The following is a 395-nucleotide window of genomic DNA, read 5'->3' as shown; positions in this document are numbered from 1 at the left end:
TGATCGCCGCGGTCTGCTCGAGCACGCGCTCGGCCTGGGCCACGATCTGGGCGCCGACCGGCGTGACCGAGACTTCCGAGCCGCCGCGCTCGAACAGCGTCACGCCCAGCTCGTCCTCGAGTTTCTTGATGGCGACGGACAGCGTCGGCTGCGCAACGAAGCAGGACTCGGCGGCATGGCCGAAATGGTTGGCGCGCGCGACGGCGACGATGTATTTGAGCTCGGAGAGTGTCATGGGCGTAAGGTCGTCGAATTGCAGGTGTGCAATGATTATCCTGCCGTAGCTGGGCCTGGTTGGCCGAAGAAATAGTATTTTACAGTTAATCTTAGTCGATATAATTGCCCCGCGGGCGGATATCGCCTGCGGCGTACTTATGCGACGTAAATACGCGACG

Annotated in this window: 1 protein-coding gene; it reads right to left on the bottom strand. The window is 60.8% G+C overall.

What is annotated here, in order from left to right:
* Nucleotides 1–235: LysR family transcriptional regulator (locus tag KVT32_RS28980; protein WP_217619300.1), on the bottom strand; the 235-nt coding region annotated here is incomplete at its 3' end.
* Nucleotides 236–395 lie beyond the last annotated feature (160 nt).

The organism is Achromobacter sp. GbtcB20, from assembly GCF_019091095.1.
In the GTDB taxonomy this organism is placed as follows: domain Bacteria; phylum Pseudomonadota; class Gammaproteobacteria; order Burkholderiales; family Burkholderiaceae_B; genus Achromobacter; species Achromobacter mucicolens.
Note: the sequence above shows the minus strand (reverse complement) of the source record. Positions and strands in the feature narration are given on the sequence as shown.